The 14,243-nt window shown below is 45.0% G+C and carries 13 protein-coding genes and 2 tRNA genes; 8 read left to right on the top strand and 7 right to left on the bottom strand.

The window, feature by feature from the left end:
* The first annotated feature begins 102 nt into the window (after positions 1 to 102).
* From H6F92_RS15270 to H6F92_RS15285, 4 genes are all read left to right on the top strand, one after another.
* Positions 103 to 951, top strand: coding sequence for a carbonic anhydrase (locus H6F92_RS15270; RefSeq protein ID WP_190358583.1), 849 nt, complete (start codon positions 103 to 105; stop codon positions 949 to 951).
* An 82-nt stretch (positions 952 to 1,033) separates the two neighbouring features.
* A complete protein-coding gene (gene glsA / locus H6F92_RS15275) occupies positions 1,034 to 2,050 on the top strand; it encodes a glutaminase A (protein WP_190358584.1) in 1,017 nt (338 codons plus the stop codon).
* Between the two features lie 736 nt (positions 2,051 to 2,786).
* Positions 2,787 to 3,146, top strand: a complete 360-nt coding sequence (locus H6F92_RS15280; protein ID WP_190358585.1) for a YtxH domain-containing protein — start codon at positions 2,787 to 2,789, stop codon at positions 3,144 to 3,146.
* Positions 3,147 to 3,512, top strand: coding sequence for a hypothetical protein (locus H6F92_RS15285; RefSeq protein WP_002735843.1), 366 nt, complete (start codon positions 3,147 to 3,149; stop codon positions 3,510 to 3,512).
* Between the two features lie 247 nt (positions 3,513 to 3,759).
* Here the strand turns inward: H6F92_RS15285 and H6F92_RS15290 are convergent, their stop codons facing one another.
* Positions 3,760 to 4,647 (bottom strand): leucine-rich repeat domain-containing protein, encoded by an 888-nt coding sequence (locus tag H6F92_RS15290; RefSeq protein ID WP_190358586.1) that lies wholly within the window; start codon positions 4,645 to 4,647, stop codon positions 3,760 to 3,762.
* Between the two features lie 239 nt (positions 4,648 to 4,886).
* Between H6F92_RS15290 and H6F92_RS15295 the strand changes: the two genes are divergently transcribed.
* The gene (locus tag H6F92_RS15295) at positions 4,887 to 5,693 is read left to right on the top strand and encodes a TPM domain-containing protein (protein ID WP_190358587.1); all 807 of its coding nucleotides are present in this window, start codon (positions 4,887 to 4,889) and stop codon (positions 5,691 to 5,693) included.
* Positions 5,694 to 6,140: 447 nt separating this feature from the next.
* Positions 6,141 to 6,845 (top strand): LmeA family phospholipid-binding protein, encoded by a 705-nt coding sequence (locus H6F92_RS15300; RefSeq protein ID WP_190358588.1) that lies wholly within the window; start codon positions 6,141 to 6,143, stop codon positions 6,843 to 6,845.
* A gap of 50 nt (positions 6,846 to 6,895) precedes the next feature.
* On the opposite strand, the gene H6F92_RS15305 is transcribed toward H6F92_RS15300, so the two are convergent.
* The 6 genes from H6F92_RS15305 to H6F92_RS15330 all read right to left on the bottom strand — a co-directional run bounded on the left by H6F92_RS15305 (position 6,896) and on the right by H6F92_RS15330 (position 11,244).
* Positions 6,896 to 8,134: a DUF445 domain-containing protein gene (locus H6F92_RS15305; protein ID WP_190358589.1), complete on the bottom strand. Its 1,239-nt coding sequence runs from the start codon at positions 8,132 to 8,134 to the stop codon at positions 6,896 to 6,898.
* Between the two features lie 35 nt (positions 8,135 to 8,169).
* Complete coding sequence (ubiE, locus tag H6F92_RS15310) at positions 8,170 to 8,868, bottom strand: bifunctional demethylmenaquinone methyltransferase/2-methoxy-6-polyprenyl-1,4-benzoquinol methylase UbiE (protein WP_190358590.1); 699 nt, start codon at positions 8,866 to 8,868, stop codon at positions 8,170 to 8,172.
* Between the two features lie 490 nt (positions 8,869 to 9,358).
* Positions 9,359 to 9,430, bottom strand: a tRNA-Thr gene (locus H6F92_RS15315).
* An 8-nt stretch (positions 9,431 to 9,438) separates the two neighbouring features.
* Positions 9,439 to 9,523: transfer RNA gene (locus tag H6F92_RS15320), tRNA-Tyr, on the bottom strand.
* Positions 9,524 to 9,655: 132 nt separating this feature from the next.
* Positions 9,656 to 9,952 (bottom strand): ferredoxin, encoded by a 297-nt coding sequence (locus H6F92_RS15325; RefSeq protein WP_190358591.1) that lies wholly within the window; start codon positions 9,950 to 9,952, stop codon positions 9,656 to 9,658.
* Between the two features lie 656 nt (positions 9,953 to 10,608).
* Positions 10,609 to 11,244: a peroxiredoxin gene (locus H6F92_RS15330; protein WP_190358592.1), complete on the bottom strand. Its 636-nt coding sequence runs from the start codon at positions 11,242 to 11,244 to the stop codon at positions 10,609 to 10,611.
* Positions 11,245 to 11,752: 508 nt separating this feature from the next.
* Between H6F92_RS15330 and psbU the strand changes: the two genes are divergently transcribed.
* Both psbU and nadB read left to right on the top strand, forming a co-directional pair.
* Positions 11,753 to 12,160, top strand: coding sequence for a photosystem II complex extrinsic protein PsbU (psbU, locus tag H6F92_RS15335; RefSeq protein WP_130757639.1), 408 nt, complete (start codon positions 11,753 to 11,755; stop codon positions 12,158 to 12,160).
* 401 nt (positions 12,161 to 12,561) lie between these two features.
* A complete protein-coding gene (gene nadB, locus H6F92_RS15340) occupies positions 12,562 to 14,229 on the top strand; it encodes an L-aspartate oxidase (RefSeq protein ID WP_190358593.1) in 1,668 nt (555 codons plus the stop codon).
* Positions 14,230 to 14,243: the final 14 nt, after the last annotated feature.

Consider the following 14,243-nt stretch of genomic DNA (forward strand, 5'->3'; position numbering starts at 1 on the left):
ATAACGATCGCTAATCTGGCCAGTTGCATTGCTGTTATCTCATGCCCGATAATGCTGAAAGGATCGACTCAATAGCGATCGAACTAAACCAGAAAAATTATTATGAAGAAACTCCTAGAGGGACTAGAAAAGTTCCAGAGTGGTTATTTTGATGAACATCGGCAATTATTTGAGCAACTCTCCCACGGACAAAAACCGAGAATCCTGTTTATCACCTGTTCCGATTCCCGTATCGATCCTAACCTAATTACCCAAGCGGAGGTGGGGGAATTATTCGTAATTCGCAATGCGGGAAATATAATTCCTCCCTACGGAGCAACTAATGGTGGTGAAGGTGCATCTATAGAATATGCTATCAACGCTCTCGGCATCGAGCAAGTGATTATCTGCGGTCACTCCCATTGTGGAGCGATGAAAGGTTTGTTAAAATTGCAGAGTCTGGCCGATGAAATGCCTTTAGTTTACGATTGGTTAAAACAAGCAGAAGCTACTCGACGTTTAGTTAAGGATAATTACAAAGAACTAGAAGGAGAAGAACTGATCGAGGTGACAGTAGCAGAAAATGTTCTCAATCAGTTAAGTAATTTGCAAAGCTATCCAATTATTCGTTCCCGATTACATCAGGGTAAATTATCTCTACACGGTTGGATTTTTCGCATTGAAACCGGTGAAATCTTAGCCTATGATCCCATCCTACACGATTTTGTCGCTCCCCATAGTAAAATTACCCATCCCGAACCAGAAGAAAAATTACCCTCTAGTCGTCATCTTCCCAATAGTCATCCCTTCAAGATTTCTGAGGATTATATCAGGACTCACGCGGACTTAAAAAAAGCGACTCCTGCGGTTAATACTGTGGCCAAAAAGAACGGCTCCTCAACCCAAAAACCGGGCTATAATTATTTAGAACCCTCCCAAGCTGATCGCATTTATCGCGGTTCGAGAAGTTAATTAGGGATTACAGAAATTCTCTAGAGATGCGCTTATTACCGTCTCTAGAGGGGCAATTAAACGATAACTGCTATACTCCTCTATGGCTTCCCCAAAAGATTTTATTAGTCCCGTCAATTCCGAGCAAGAGTTAGTCTATCCTTTTCGGAACTATCTTAACTATCTGCACGCAAAATACTCTGATTTACAGACGGGTCATATCGCCGATTATATTCCGGAATTAGCCCTAGCAGCCCCCCAATGGTTTGGTATTTCCGTAATTAGCACTGATGGTCAGATTTTTGAGGTGGGAGACTGTCAGCAAACCTTTACAGTACAATCAATTTCTAAAGCTTTTGTCTTTGGATTAGCTCTAGAAGATCACGGAAGAGAATACGTTAATAGTAAAGTCGGGGTTGAACCCACCGGAGAAGCTTTTAACTCGATTATTCTCGATGAAAAAACCAATCGTCCCTATAATCCTATGGTTAATGCTGGTGCGATCGCTACCACGGATTTAATCACCGGACAGAATGCCACGGAAAGGCTAAAACGTATTTTAGAAATGTTTAAACGCTATACCGGCAGGGATCACGAGATTAATGTCCCCGTTTTTCTCTCGGAAAAATCCACCGGCAATCGCAATCGGGCCATGGCTTATCTGATGCTAAATTTTGGCATGGTCAGCGATAAAATTGAAGAAACCCTCGATCTTTACTGTCAACAATGCGCCATACTCGTCCATGCTCACGATTTAGCTCTGATGGCTGCTACCTTAGCTAATGGAGGTGTCAACCCAATCACAGGAATACGGGCGATCGATGAACACTACGTTCAAGATGTGATCAGTGTTATGCTTACCTGTGGAATGTACGACGCTTCGGGAGAATGGGCCTATCGGGTAGGATTACCAGCAAAAAGCGGTGTCGGTGGCGGAATTACGGCAGTAGTTCCCCATCAGTTGGGAATTGGGACTTTTTCGCCCCTTTTAGATGAAAAAGGCAACAGCATCAGAGGAGTGAAAATTTGTCAAGATATTTCAGAGGATTTTGGTTTACATTTATTCAATGTGGCTAAACCAGAACGAGATTTAAAAACGTGGCTTGAAGGTAATAGTTGATCCCACACCCCACACCCCACACCCCACACCCCACACCCCACACCCCACACCCCACACCCCACACCCCACACCCCACACCCCACACCCCACACCCCACACCCCACACCCCACACCCCACACCCCACACCCCACACCCCACACCCCACACCCCACACCCCACACCCTGCCCCCAGGAAAAACTTTTTGCCGCAAACCCTACTTAACTGTCCCCGACAAGAGCGCCTAACGACCCTGGGAAATTAATTTGGCCAGAGGTCTGTGGAAAAAAATGTCATAAACCTCTTGACAAAAGCAGTGGGTTGTGTGTAATATAAATATTGTGTGAGGAGTATAAGTTCAGCATAAGAAGAACCTTTGGGGTCGAAACACGGCAAGACTCCCAGAGGTTCTTCTTTTTCACTCCCTTATTGGCTCAAAGTCAGCCATAAAATCAGGTTTTTCCCGATCGCTATTTTTTCTCAATTTATCCCTTCTAGGTCTGTTTGGCTCTTCTAGGTTCTGTGTGATAAGTTTAACTTACTCTATGATCGATCAATCTTTGTGTCCTTTGTGTCTTTGTGGTTCCTTCCACTCGCTCGCCAGCAGGACTGTATCTTAGAATACATTTTGCCCACCAAACCTAAGAGAGCCTCTGTTTTTCTTTACCAAGAGCAACAGTCCAAAATTTTGCCGAAGAAACTGCACAAGAGAAGTGTAATTGCTCGTAAAATTGGGAATTAAGTACAAGGGCAATCCTATGGCAGATAAAAATAACGGTAACGGTGGCTTATTCCTCGTCGGGGTTTTAGTGGGCAGTGCGATCGGAGTAGCGGCGGGTTTATTAGTAGCACCCAGATCTGGAAAAGAAACCCGTCGAATTCTGCAAAAATCCGCCAGGGCTTTGCCTGAATTAGCCGAAGATCTGACCACAACGATGCAATTGCAGGCCGATCGCCTATCGGAATCAGCCCGGCGTAATTGGGATGATACTTTAATGAGATTAAAAGAGGCGGTGACAGCTGGAATCGAAGCTAGTCAAAGTCTAGCCACGGACAATCCTTTCCCCGACTCGCAAGAATCCCCCCAAGGCGATAATCAACACTCGAATCACTATTAAATGACCGAACCTATTTTCTGGCTAGGATGTTCTTTACTGCTAGTCGCCGTTAGTTTAACGGCGGTTTTCATCGCCGCTTTACCTGCCCTGCAAGAGTTAGCCCGGGCAGCCCGCAGTGCCGAAAAATTATTCGATACCCTCCATCGGGAATTTCCCCCGACTCTAGAGGCAATTCGCCTGACAGGGGCGGAAATCAGCGAATTAACCGACAATATCGATGAAGGGGTTAAAAGTACCCGCCAAGTTGTCCAAGGAGTCGATCGCAGTCTCGGTAGTGCTAAAGCTGGTCTCAGCAAGCTCGATCGTGGCAGCCGTCGCCTCTTGATCGGTTTTAAAGTCGCTTGGAATACTTGGAAACGCAGTTAAGGAGATGGGGAAGTGGGGTGTAGGGTGTGGGGTGTGGGGTGTGGGGAAGGAAACCTCTTTCATCTGTGGGGGTGAAAATTTTTTCATCGGGACTGACTCCTGAATCCTGACGACCGAATCCTGAATCCTAACCCCACCAACAAACTTTTTCAGCAAACCCTAAATATTTGTAAAGTTTTTTGCCTAAGTTACCTTTCTGTGGTATGCAAATCTTTACTGCTCCGATTCGGGGGTTTCTTGGGGGGTGTCATCGTTGTTGGTTTCTCGCTGGGGACTTGCGCTTTGATAATGTACCATTTATGGCTTGTCTGATTCTTCTACAGAGCGACTGTCTGGCTGGGATATTATTCCTACGCAGGTCCCCTGGGTTATTGCTGAGGCAGAGCCATTGCAGGGAGGTAAGTTGAGCGAGCGCTTCTGGAATCTCCCTGATTTGGTTATAGCTGAGGTTGAGGACTTGCAGGGAGGTGAGTTGAGCGAGCGCTTCTGGAATCTCCCTGATTTGGTTATAGCTGAGGTTGAGGACTTGCAGGGAGGTGAGTTGAGCGAGCGCTTCTGGAATCTCGCTGATTTGGTTATCGCTGAGATAGAGATGTTGCAGGGAGGTGAGTTGAGCGAGCGCTTCTGGAATCTCGCTGATTTGGTTATCGCTGAGGTGGAGGCTTTGCAGGGAGGTGAGGTGAGCGAGCGCTTCTGGTATCTCGCTGATTTGGTTATCGCTGAGGTTGAGGACTTGCAGGGAGGTGAGTTGAGCGAGCGCTTCTGGTATCTCCCTGATTTGGTTATAGCTGAGGTCGAGGAATTGCAGGGAGGTGAGGTGAGCGAGTGCTTCTGGAATCTCCCTGATTTGGTTATCGCTGAGGTTGAGGACTTGCAGGGAGGTGAGGTGAGCGAGCGCTTCTGGAATCTCGCTGATTTGGTTATTTCTGAGGTTGAGGTATTGCAGGGAGGTGAGGTGAGCGAGCGCTTCTGGAATCTCGCTGATTTGGTTATAGCTGAGAGAGAGGCTTTTCAGGGAGGTGAGGTGAGCGATTTCGGGGGGAATTTCTGTTAAGTTTCTGCCAGACAGATCCAACTCCCCCGCTCTTTCGTCCTTTGCCCGTTGAATTAACTCTAATACTTCCTGTGCTGTCATTGACCATCCCCCCGCTACTATATTTACTCCATTTTGGCAAAAGATCCAGTTAATGCCACTGGTTGAGACCTCATCAGCTTGAGTTGAGTTTCTGGAGAGTGAACTGAAAACTCGCATCTGATGACCGATAACTGGGTGACTAAAGTTGAGAATTCCCTTAAGATAAAGTAAATAAGTGTAAAGAAACTGAAAGTTAGCCTACACCCTTGCTGAAAAAATTCTCATTGTCTAGAAGTGCTATGCTCAATCGTTTTTGCCGAGGAATCTCGATCGCTCTTGTAATTGGTGTCATTAGCTGTCTGGGTTGGATTATCTGCCCAAATCAAGCTCTAGCGGTGAATAATCCCGAATTACTGCCCAATCAAGCCACTCCGATCGTTGATTTAGCCAATTATCTACCCGCAAAACAGGAAGAGGCATTAATCCGAGATATCGAGACATTTCAAGGGGAAACCGGCTGGAAAATGCGAGTTTTAACCCAATATGACCGCAGCCCCGGCCGGGCAGTGATTAATTTCTGGGGATTGGATGATAAAAGTATTCTCCTAGTGGCCGATGGTCGCGGCGGTAATCTACTATCTTTTAGTATTGGTGATGCCGTCTATGAATTTTTACCCCGCACTTTTTGGATCGAATTACAGGCCCGTTTCGGTAATATGTATTTTGTCCGGGAAAATGGCGAAAATAATGCGATCGTACAATCTTTGGACACGGTAAAAGCTTGTTTAGTTAAAGGTGGTTGTGCGGTGGTCCCCGGTTTACCGAGGGAACAGTGGATCCTAACTTTAATTACCTCAATTGTCGGCGGTTTAGTCTTCGGTTTTGCCGGTATTCCTCGCAAAGAAGGACAGGTTTTCGCTTGGCAATGGGTTTTAATTGTCTCTCCCCTCTGGTTTATCCTCTTCGTTGCTTTTGGCATCGGACCGGTGGTTACTCGCACCAGTGAATTACTGCCCCTTTTCCGCAATTTAATCGGTTTTGTCCTCGGGATTTTAGTCGCCTATCTTTCCCCTCGTTTTAATTCCCTCAACGCCTCAAAAACCTAAAAATTAGCGGCTTGTCAGTGATCAGTGATCAGTAATCAGTAAACAGAAAGTAGCGAAGTTTTTAGCTATAACTGATACCAAATCCAGTTATTAAGTTGTTGGTTATAATTAAATTAAAAATGAATTTTAGGTTCGATCCCCCCTGCCCCCCTTGATAAGGGGGGTGCCGATAGGCGGGGGGATCTACCCTTGATAAGGGGGGTGCCGATCCCCCCTTAATCCCCCCTTGATAAGGGGGGCATCTGATGATTTTTAACGCCTACCTGCTTAAAAACTGATTATTTATTCCCCTTTGCCTTTTGCCTTTTGCCTTTTGCCTTTTGCCTCTCCTCATAACTCGCCTCTACTCAACGGATTTAGTATGATAGCTGACGGCAGCCCCTCATGGTTCGATCGATCTAGCTCTGTTACAATTAGAAACATTGTGGAGTGAGTGAGATAACGTTTATGTGGGTCAATACTCAAAGTGAGATTATTAGTAAGGTTTTGCCGCCAGCAGTACGTCTGTTCTTAAGAACACAAGTAGAACAGATAGAAGATTTAGAAATGCAGCTGCAAGGTCATGATCGGCAAATTTTGCGCGGTTATATCCCCGGGGTATTTTTAGCCGTAGGAAGAGCGATTTATCAAGGTTTACATCTAGGTAAAGCGCAATTAAGAGGGGAAAATATTCGTCTTAATATCGGGCAGGTTTTGCGAGGGAAACCCCTAAAAATTTTGGAACCTATTCGGGTTAGCGGTGAGGTGGAAATTAACGAGCAGGATTTAAATAATTCGATCGCCTCGACTATTTTAATTAATGCTTTTGCCGATTTACTAATTTTTTCCCTAGAAAATAACGGAGTTGTTAACGCCAGAGAAATTATCTCACAACAGCGTTTTAACTGGAAAAATGTTCTCTTAAATCAGGGTTATTTCTCTCTTCTCGGCCACAGAGAAACAGGTGCAGAAGTAATTTTTAGCGCTGATATTACCCTAGAAGATGCCCGCACTTTAGGGATTAGTCCCCGACAATGGCAAGGTTTAGCCCCAGATTTATCTATTGATTTGCAACCTTTTACCGTCGATTTAGGTAAAGATGTGGAGATTAAATCTTTTATTCTCGACGATCAAACTCTTTTCTGTCAGGGAAGTTTTTTGATTTTACCTTAAAAATAAACGGGATAATTGCGGGGGGTTAACTTAGTTTAACCCCCCAATTATTACGCCGGATTCTGTGCAATTAAAATAATTGTTTGTATTAGTCCAACTAGAAGACCGAGAATACCACCAAGATTAACAATTCCCTGTAATTCCTGTTTAACAATGCCTTGGATGGCATTTTCCAGATCGGCCGGGGAAGTGGCATTTACCCGATCGCGGATTACCTGATCAATGTTGAGAATCGGGATAATTTGGGCGACTAATTTCTCTAAATCTTCCTCTAGATAACGCTCTAAAATTAACGCTAACTCTTGACTAATTACCCCTAATGATGTAGTCATTGACACCGAAGATTGCAGACGATTAATAATTAAATTAGCTATTTGATGCCAGTCGATCGTTTGTCCAAAATCTTGCAGAAATTGTTCGCCACTTTCTTGAATATAAATTCGCACCGTGTCTCTGGTGGTTTTACGCAATTGTCTGACGGTGGAGATAGGTAAATTTTGCAAAGAGATACTTTGTAACCAGTTTTTCAGACGATTACGCATCTCTAAAGATAGTAATAATTCTTTGATTCTGGTATTAGCTAAATCCTTTTCATCAAGGCAAAAAGTGCGTAAGCGAGCGAGGGCATTGCGTAAACCGAATAAATTGGCTACTACCCAATAGGTTCCACTGGTTTTTTCCCGAAATCCTTCATCGATAACTTGAATATTGCGATCGGTTAAAAAATCGATTAAAGCTAGACGGATAATATCGGGGGGTAGGACAGTTTCTAATAGCCAATCGGAGAATTGTCGGGCCTGTTGTTCACTGAGAGAAAATTCTAAGACTAGGCGATCAAAAATTTGATTGATCTGTTTTTCTAAAAAGTCCTGTCGTCGGGCTAAAACTTTTAGTAATCTCGCTAAAGATTCCCCGAATAAATCGTGAAGAATCGCCGCCAAAATCTCGGCGGTTTTTGCTTGCCGATCGCCTTTGATTTGTTTTAAAGCTAATTGTAACAGCCAGAGTATCGCCCCCTGTACCCTTTCCGTGTCGAGGAGTCGTTTAGCCAGTTTTTGTAGTTCCTCGGGGGTTAACAGGGAACCCATGATCGTATCCGATACCCGGACAGCTAATCGATCTTGATTGCGAGGAATTAGCCCCGGGGTAAAGGGAAGAGGACGCTTACCGATATAAATCGCCTTGTAGGGACGAAATAGCATTTTTATGGCTACATCGTTCGTAAAATAGCCAATAATTGCCCCCGCGATCGGCGGTAATATCCATGTCCAAAGAGTAGGGAGATTCAATTTAGCAGCAAAAAATAAACGGAAATGTCAGTAGGTTATTTCTTCAAGACTAACACTCCCATCAGTCCTGCTAGGAGTGGATAGTGAACAGCGCTGGAAAATCCCGACTGATAGCCTAATTTTACCTGTTCTCGGCCCTGGGGAAAGCGATCGATACTGGGACTAATATAAGCGTACTGGTCAGTTAAACCGTAGCGCTCGGCAGCGGGAACGACGATATGATCGAGATACCAGTTTTGGAATAATTTGGCGATGGTTTCGGTGGGTTGATGGAAGTCCAGAATCGCCGCTTTAGCGCCCGGTTTCAAGACTCGGTATAATTCCCCCAAAGATTGGGCAATATCGACCACATTGCGTAATCCATAGCCAATGGTGGCACAATCAAAGCTAGAATCGGCAAAGGGTAAATTGAGGGCATCCCCTTCCATCCAGTTAATATTAGTGGCGCTAAAACGTTGACGGGCGATTTTTAATTGTTGTGGGGAAAAATCTAGTCCGATCACTTGGCCGGTTTTACCCACTTGTTTTGATAATAGGTTAGTTAGGTCGCCGCTACCACAACAGATATCGAGGGCAAAATCGCCTTTTTCGGGTTGACACCACTTGACTGTCATTAATTTCCAGACGCGGTGTAATCCTAAACTTAATTCTTGATTAAGTCGGTCATATTCGGGAGCGATCCGATCGAAAATTTCTTGTATTTCTGTGGAGTTAGGTGAGGACTGATTGGACATTTTTATAATAAACCTCTTGCATAATTAACTTTTGAGGGTTCAAAAACGTCAAAAATAAGGATTAAATGGCATAAAATCTGTAAATAGACCCTTAATTCTCCGTTCGGACTTCGGCGTGAGCTCAGTCGAACGCTGAGCTCACGGCCGAAGCCTGACTACTCACTACTGGCTACTGACTCCTAACCCTAACAACAATTTTTGATTTTTACAAGAGGTCTAATATAGCATCAGAGAAAATCCCAGATGATGTTATATCATTCTATCTTATCTCTGCTCACGGGGATAAGCTGTTGACTATCTCAATTACTCCTTAAGACTGCACCAGAGAAGGGAGCACCAGAGAGGGAGTTCGAGCATTTGTCCTCAATTTTCCCAGACGCAGTTTAAATGCAGTACAGCTTAAGCTCCTAGGGCGAACGCACAGGTTTCTTAAGATGAAATTGCGTGAAGAGGATCAAAGAAATCCCATCATCACAACTTTTCCCATCTAAGCCCGTGATGAGGATTGAACTCATGACCTCACCCTTACCAAGGGTGTGCTCTACCACTGAGCTACACGGGCATTGATCGTGGTGGGCCGGGCCGGATTCGAACCAGCGTAGGCGTAGCCAACGGATTTACAGTCCGCCCCCATTAACCACTCGGGCACCGACCCATTAATTCCACGATTATCAATCATAGCACCCTTAGCTAAAACACACAAGTGTTTAGGGAAAAAATTTTTGAGCCATAAAATAACTCCCGTTAAGTGCCATGGCTTGAACGGGAGTTTTCTGACAATCTTAGATTACTGTAAAGCTTCTTCTTCTTGGTGGGTGACGATCACACAGTCAGAGGTGGGATAGGAGACACAGGTCAGGATGAAACCAGCTTCCATTTGATCGTCACTGAGGAAGGACTGATCGGATTGATCGACACTACCGGATATAAGTTTACCGGCACAGTTGGAGCAAGCTCCCGCACGGCAGGAATAAGGTAAGTCCAGTCCTGCTTCTTCAGCTACATCGAGAATGTACTCATCATCGGGAACATCAATTGTATGCTCGCCATCGGGTGTTTTCAGGGTGACTTTATAAGTTGCCATCGGTTGTTCCTCTTAATTAAATGCCAGTGAAAGCGGCAGTCTCTACAATTGCCTCTCGCTCGTCGTCAAAGTGTAACGATGCAAGCGAGTTTCATTTTTGATACTACGGGAAAATCTCCCCGACTCAGCCTTGCATTAGTAATGACAGTCTTAAATAAACTTAAAATAAAATTTACTTATATATATAACCCACAATTCCTGACAATCCCTGCTCGATCTCTAGATAATTTCATCCCTCTACAATCTAGCTAAACTAACCACTAATAAGCATTTGCCGCCATAATGTTAATTGTTTTTTTAGTCTTAAGCCGATTTTGGTTAAATATTAATTTAACTTATAGTTAAGATAGATGTCGATGAATTGTCTTTAACCCAGCCAAGAAATTGCTTTTAAGAAAATAATTCTCTGAGTTGTTAAAGCTCCCCGCTTTCTGGACTCCTAGTTATTTCGGCATCACTGCTGGTGACACATTGACACATCTAGGGAAACTATGAAAAATATATTGACAATCAAACTAATAAATGATAAAGGGAGATAAATCCGCTGTTGCCAGGGGTAGCATCCGTTAAAACGGATAGCCAACCCTCGCTCAAGATTTTATGGTTTTTGGATTGTCAGTTTTCAAGGATATGGTTCACTGATTACCAGCCACTAATTACTTATTAGGTTGGGGAGTCATGCGTAGATAGGGTTTGATTTCCTCAACCCCTTTGGGAAATTTGCTGCGAGCTTCTTCAGTGGGAATAGAGGGAACCACCACACAATCGCCGCCGTCGGTCCAGTTAGCGGGGGTAGCCACCTGATAGTTATCGGTGAGCTGCAGGGAGTCGATTACGCGCAGGATCTCGTTAAAATTGCGTCCCGTGCTGGCAGGATAGGTAATAGTTAAACGTAATTTTTTCTGGGGATCGATGATAAACACCGAACGCACCGTCAGATTATTGAGGGAATTGGGGTGAATCATGCCGTAGAGATCGGACACTTTGCGATCGCCATCAGCGATAATCGGATAGTTAACGGTAGTGTTTTGAGTTTCGTTAATGTCATTAATCCAACCCCGATGGGATTCGGCACTATCCACACTCAAAGCGATCACTTTCACATTACGTCGCTCAAATTCTGACTTGAGACTAGCCACCGTACCCAATTCCGTGGTACAAACGGGGGTATAATCAGCCGGGTGCGAGAACAGCACTACCCAGCTATCTCCTACCCACTGGTGAAAAGAAATCGGACCGTCACTAGAATCTTGTGTAAAATCTGGAACGATATCACCCAATTGGAGAGCCATAATTGTGTCTTCCTTATTATATATTTCAAGACAAGCAACAGTTTATGATGCCATAGGAGTGCTGTTCGTCATTGATAATTTTAGGGATTTATAATAATTGGGTTAGGGGATAGGGAAATGAGGAAATGGGGGAAGTGGCGAGATAGGGAAATAGGGAAATTCAACTGTAGCAGCCGACGGATGGCAGCAGGAAAATCCTTGCCAGAAAAGGGTTTTAGCGATTTAGATTGTCCTAACCAACTCGTTCTTTGTGATCAAACCCCAAAACCGCAAAACCCTAAAACCCCATCCCCCATCCCTCAAAACCCTTCCCCTAGGGCGGCAAACTAGGTTAAGATCTGGTCTAATGGCATGATATAACTTTTTTAACTAGCTATCAGCGTTCAGCTAATAGCTAGGCTGCGGTGGCAAATCCCAATTCCCCACCCTATGCCTAGTCGGAAAGCTGACGGCTTCATTTCTTGTCCTGATCGTTAATTTGCCTTGGTTTTAGGAGACCACAACTGCAATGAAGAATCTTGTTCGTCTGCTGGCGGTAATTGCCTTGATTATCGGGAGTTTTTGGGGCAAAGTTCCCGCTCAAGCTCTCAATCTTACCTCGATCACCCTTCCCTCTCATCCCGTGGCGGTCTTAAATGCGGCTGATGCCAAACTAACCACAGAATTTGGGGCGAAAATCGACCTTAATAACAGTGATATTCGCGATTTCCGAGACTTGAGAGGTTTCTATCCCAATTTAGCCGGTAAAATCATCAAAAACGCCCCCTACGAAGAAGTGGAAGATGTCCTCAATATCCCCGGACTCTCAGCCACTCAAAAAGAGCGTTTACAGGCTAATCTAGAGAAATTCACCGTTACTGAGCCTTCTAAAGAATTTATCGAGGGTGATGACCGTTTTAACCCCGGAGTTTACTAAATCCGGTTAATTACGGTTTTAAAAAAATTCCAAGGTGAGCGATCGCTCACCTTTTTCAGTGATCAGTGATCAGTGATCAGTTATTCAGTCAAGCTCTGGCATAATTAATTTTTCAGGGTTTAAAAACGGCAAAAATAGGGATTAAATTGCCTAAAATCGGTAAATAGATTATTTAATTGATTATTATTCATTTTTAATTCTACTGACTCGGAGAATACTGACTCCTAAATCTAACAACAATTTTTGATTTTTATAAGAGGTCTAGGGATCAGATTGGAGTTTTCAGTCAAAAGTTGACCACTGGCGACCATATACTGCGCCAACGAAAGACTGGGGATTTTGGCCAGAGCTATAGAGAAACGAAATGCTAGAATAAATAGAATTTATCAATTAACTCCTACATGGTCGTTTCCTCGCAACTGCCGAGTTATCAAGATGTTTTAGTGGTGGGATCGGGAGCGGCGGGATTGTATGCCGCGCTGTGTTTACCCCCTAACTTAAAGGTGGGTTTAATTACCAAAGAAGATTTAAAAACTGGAGCTAGTGATTGGGCGCAGGGGGGTATTGCGGCAGCCACGTCCCCCCAGGATTCCCCCGTTTTCCATTTAGAAGATACCCTGAAAGCCGGAGCGGGCTTATGCGATCGCTATGCCGTGCAGTTTTTAGTCGAGAAGGCCCCCCAAGCGATCGCTGATTTGCTGCGGTTAGGAGTTAGTTTTGATCGCTCTGGAGATGACTTAGCCCGCACTCTTGAGGCTGCCCATTCCCAGGCCCGGGTGCTACACGCAGCCGATCGCACGGGGAGAGCGATCGTCAGTACCCTGATGGAAAAAGTGGTCGAGCGGCCCAATATTACCATCATTCCCCAAGCGATCGCGCTGAAACTCTGGCTTGATCCGCAAGGGCAACGCTGTCAAGGTATTTGTTTACTCCATCAAGATCATCTCTGTTGGTTGCGAGCGCAAGCAGTCATTCTGGCTACGGGAGGCGGCGGTCAAGTCTATGCCCAAACCACTAATCCCGCCGTTAGCACGGGGGATGGAGTCGCCCTCGCTTGGCGTGCTGGGGCAGTGATTCGCGACCCGGAATTTTTTCAGTTTCACCCCACCGCTTTGACTGTGCCGGGGGCACCGCGGTTTTTAATTAGTGAAGCGGTGCGCGGCGAAGGAGCGCATTTAATTGATGCCCAGGGGCGGCGTTTTGTCTTCGATTATCATCGGGCCGGAGAATTGGCCCCCCGGGATGTGGTGAGTCGGGCGATTTTTAGCCATTTGCAAAAAACCTCCGACGATCCCGCCCATGCCAAAGTGTATCTAGATTTAAGACCAATCGAACCGGATCGTCTGCGTTATCGTTTCCCCAATATTATCCGCATCTGTCAAAAATGGGGCATTAATGTGTTTGAAGATGTGATTCCCGTCGCCCCCGCCGCTCACTATTGGATGGGAGGAGTGGCCACCGATTTAAACGCCCGCACTTCTCTACCCGGTTTGTATGCGATCGGCGAGGCAGCTAGTACAGGTGTTCACGGAGCCAATCGTTTAGCCAGTAATTCTCTCTTGGAATGTATTGTCTTTGCGGCAAGTTTAGCCGAAATAGGTCTAGAGCCGGAAAACTTTCTGGGGGAAAGACCAGAAAAACCCTTAGAAATCGCGGAAAACTGGCAGGAAGAACAGGAATACTGGCAAAAAGTACGGAGAGAATTACCGATTTTAATGTGGGAAAATGCGGGGATTTGCCGATTTCAAAACGAGTTAGAAACTGCTATCCTACAGGTGCAGCAGTGGAAACAACAGTTACATTCCTCAAAGATGGGCCAATTTCTCCAGAATCTTCTTGCCGACAAAGGACAATTATTTTTGTGCGCCTCGGTGCAGTTAGAAATAAGAATAGCGATCGAGACATTAAATCTTCTAGATATCGCTGACTTAATTCTGGAAAGTGCCTTATTACGAGCAGAAAGCCGAGGCGGTCACTATCGGGGCGATTATCCGGAAACCTTAGCCAATTGGCAATTCCACACGACTATTCACGGTCGAACGTGGCGCAGAACTCCTGTGCAAGCTTAATTAAGCCAGTTTTT

The organism is Microcystis wesenbergii FACHB-1317 (assembly GCF_014696875.1).
Taxonomy (GTDB): domain Bacteria; phylum Cyanobacteriota; class Cyanobacteriia; order Cyanobacteriales; family Microcystaceae; genus Microcystis; species Microcystis wesenbergii_A.

What these genes read in the sequence shown, in the direction of transcription:
- H6F92_RS15270 (WP_190358583.1), top strand. Translation starts at nt 103, where the DNA reads ATGAAGAAACTCCTAGAGGGACTAGAAAAGTTCCAGAGTGGTTATTTT.
- glsA (WP_190358584.1), top strand. Translation starts at nt 1,034, where the DNA reads ATGGCTTCCCCAAAAGATTTTATTAGTCCCGTCAATTCCGAGCAAGAG.
- H6F92_RS15280 (WP_190358585.1), top strand. Translation starts at nt 2,787, where the DNA reads ATGGCAGATAAAAATAACGGTAACGGTGGCTTATTCCTCGTCGGGGTT.
- H6F92_RS15285 (WP_002735843.1), top strand. Translation starts at nt 3,147, where the DNA reads ATGACCGAACCTATTTTCTGGCTAGGATGTTCTTTACTGCTAGTCGCC.
- H6F92_RS15290 (WP_190358586.1), bottom strand. Translation starts at nt 4,647, where the DNA reads ATGACAGCACAGGAAGTATTAGAGTTAATTCAACGGGCAAAGGACGAA.
- H6F92_RS15295 (WP_190358587.1), top strand. Translation starts at nt 4,887, where the DNA reads ATGCTCAATCGTTTTTGCCGAGGAATCTCGATCGCTCTTGTAATTGGT.
- H6F92_RS15300 (WP_190358588.1), top strand. Translation starts at nt 6,141, where the DNA reads ATGTGGGTCAATACTCAAAGTGAGATTATTAGTAAGGTTTTGCCGCCA.
- ubiE (WP_190358590.1), bottom strand. Translation starts at nt 8,868, where the DNA reads ATGTCCAATCAGTCCTCACCTAACTCCACAGAAATACAAGAAATTTTC.
- H6F92_RS15325 (WP_190358591.1), bottom strand. Translation starts at nt 9,952, where the DNA reads ATGGCAACTTATAAAGTCACCCTGAAAACACCCGATGGCGAGCATACA.
- H6F92_RS15330 (WP_190358592.1), bottom strand. Translation starts at nt 11,244, where the DNA reads ATGGCTCTCCAATTGGGTGATATCGTTCCAGATTTTACACAAGATTCT.
- psbU (WP_130757639.1), top strand. Translation starts at nt 11,753, where the DNA reads ATGAAGAATCTTGTTCGTCTGCTGGCGGTAATTGCCTTGATTATCGGG.
- nadB (WP_190358593.1), top strand. Translation starts at nt 12,562, where the DNA reads ATGGTCGTTTCCTCGCAACTGCCGAGTTATCAAGATGTTTTAGTGGTG.